Raw genomic sequence first — 2,358 nt, 5'->3', positions numbered from 1 at the left:
TCCCCGAGGTGCCGCCGGCACCGCCGGAAACCCCGCCGGAGGCCCCGCCCGAGGCGGCCCCGCCGCCGGCGCCGCCGCCGCCCGCAAGCCCGGATCCGGCGAAGCTGCGCGCGGCGCTGACGACCGTGCTGGAGGAGCAGAGCTGCGCCCTGCTGGCGCCCGAGATCCACGCCGATGGCGCCATCCTGCAGGGCCCGGCGCCGCGCGGCACGGCCGAGGCGATCCGCCGCCAGCTGGCGCGCGCCGGGCTGCCGGCCAGCAGCGTGTCGCTGGCGCTGCAGGAGTATCGCGGCCCCTATTGCGGCCTGGCCGAGACGCTGCGCCCGGTGCTGGCGCCGCCCGATGCCGGGCCGCAGCTGCGGCTCGACGGCAACCAGCCGCTGCTGCGCGGCGAGCTGCTGCGGATGGAGGTCACCATGCCGCCGCGACCGGCGATGCTGGAGCTGCTCTACGTCACCAATGACGGGCAAGTGGTGCAGCTGAGCCCGGCCGAGGCGCAGGTGGCCGCCGCCCGGCTGCGCAAGGGCGACCCCGGCCCCGGCTTCCCCGGCTGGACGGTGGAGGAGCCCTTCGGCACCGACCTGCTGCTGGTCATCGCCAGCGACCGGCCGCTGTTCCCGGCGACGCAGCCGGTGGTGCAGACGCTGGATGAATGGCTGCCGCGGGCGCGGGCGGCGATCGCGGCGCTGCAGCGCGGCGGCGGCTGGGCGGCAATCCGGCCGCAGGTGATCACGGTGGCGCCGCGGCCCTGAGCCTCTACCGGTCGGCCGGGTCCAGCGGCAGGCCCTGGAAGGTGCCGCCGTCGCGCAGCATCGCCCGCAGGTTCTCGGCCTGGGGCGCGGTCAGCCCGGCCATGCGCGGGTCGAAGAAGCGGGCATCGGGGGTGAAGAGCAGATAGGCCTGCATCTCGCCGGCCATCAGGTCGGCGTTGCGGGTGTCGTAGCCCTCGCGCGCCAGGAAGGCGCGGAAACCGGCGCGCTCGCTCTCGGCCAGGCGCTCGGCCCAGACGCGGCGGACATGGGCGGCGTAGAAGGGCAGCGTGAAGTCGTGGCCATGGCCGATCTCGTGCCGCAGGGTGGTGCGGCGGGCGGCCTCGTCCACCGCGCCGCCGGGGGCGACGATGGAGATCAGCGCGATCTCGCCCGAAGGCTCGGCATGGCGTGCGGCGGCCAGCTGCCCGGCCACCCATTGCTCGGAGGCGTTCAGCGCGATGCCGTCGCGCGCGGCCAGCGCGAAGAAGCGGGCGAGATCGGCGCCGCGATAGTCATGGCCGTAATAGTAGCTGTCGGCGCGCTCGCCGCTGCGCGCCAGCACGGCGGCGAGCTCGGCCTCGGTCAGCACCCGGTCGCGCGGGGTGGCGGCCTTTTCCACCAGCGCGGCGATGCGGTTCAGCGCGGCGCCCTGGCTCGCCAGGTCAGGAAAGTCGAGCACGAAGATGCGCGGGTTCTCGACCAGCCGCAGCAGGGTCGGGCGCTGCGGGCGATGCGCGGCGATCTCCGCCTCGCGCAGCAGCGGCGGCGCGGCGCGCGGGGCGCCAGCGGCGCGGGGCGGCGGCGCATGGTCCAGCGGCAGGCGCAGCACGGGCGGCGCGTCGGCCACTGGCGGCGCGGCCGCGACAGGAACCGGGGCCGGCGCCTCGCGGCCCAGATACAGAAACCCGCCCAGGCCGAGCGCCAAAGCGAGGCCGACCGTCGCCGCCCCCCAGCCCAGCGCGCTGTTGCGGCGGCGCCGACGGCGCAACATCGAAAGATCCATCCCCGGCGGCAGGCGGATGGTCGCATCCGCCTCCTCCACCGGTCTTCGGCCGCGCGTCACCCGCCGAGGTTCAGCACCTGGACGCGGCGATTGGCCATTTCCGGCACCTCGGGGCCGGTCGGCACCAGCAGCTGGCTGTCGCCATAGCCCACCGCCTCCAGCCGCGCCGGGTCGACGCCGTAATAGCGCACCAGCAGCGCCCGCACCGCCAGCGCGCGGCGGCCGGACAGGGCCAGGTTCATCGCCGCCGGGCCCACCGAATCGGTATGGCCCTCGATGCGGAAGCGGAAGGGGCGCAGCGTCTTGCTGTTCAGCGCCTCGCCCAGCGGGGCCAGCGCGCGGATCGCCTCGCGCGACAGCTCGGCCGAGCCGCTGCCGAAATGCACGGTGATCGAGGCCGCCGGCACATCGACCGGCGCCGTGGTCAGGCGGACAGGCGGCGCGGCGGCGGCGACGGTGGCCGCCTTGCCCAGCATGGCGGGCGGCGCGACGGGCTCGGCCGGCGCGGTCTCGCGCACCGCCTGGCTGGCGAAGCTCGGCACCGGCTGCGGCTGCGCGACAGGCGGGCTGGCGGCGGGGGGCAGCCCGGCCAGCGGCGGGGCC

At 76.5% G+C, this 2,358-nt stretch carries 2 protein-coding genes and 1 pseudogene; 1 reads left to right on the top strand and 2 read right to left on the bottom strand.

Annotation, left to right across the window (positions count from 1 at the left end; translation table 11 throughout):
- Window positions 1–752 (top strand): annotated as a pseudogene (locus tag GVN67_RS28765) (DUF4384 domain-containing protein); the annotation flags it as partial.
- A gap of 4 nt (window positions 753–756) precedes the next feature.
- Here the strand turns inward: GVN67_RS28765 and GVN67_RS28760 are convergent.
- Together GVN67_RS28760 and GVN67_RS28755 are read right to left on the bottom strand one after the other, a co-directional pair.
- Window positions 757–1,743, bottom strand: a complete 987-nt coding sequence (locus GVN67_RS28760; protein WP_160000723.1) for a hypothetical protein — start codon at window positions 1,741–1,743, stop codon at window positions 757–759.
- Window positions 1,744–1,811: 68 nt separating this feature from the next.
- Window positions 1,812–2,358: OmpA family protein (locus GVN67_RS28755; protein ID WP_160000722.1), on the bottom strand; the 547-nt coding region annotated here is incomplete at its 5' end.

It is taken from the genome of Roseomonas sp. 18066 (assembly GCF_902706185.1).
GTDB lineage: Bacteria > Pseudomonadota > Alphaproteobacteria > Acetobacterales > Acetobacteraceae > Pseudoroseomonas.
Note: the sequence above shows the minus strand (reverse complement) of the source record. Positions and strands in the feature narration are given on the sequence as shown.

What these genes read in the sequence shown, in the direction of transcription:
- GVN67_RS28760 (WP_160000723.1), bottom strand. Translation starts at nt 1,743, where the DNA reads ATGTTGCGCCGTCGGCGCCGCCGCAACAGCGCGCTGGGCTGGGGGGCG.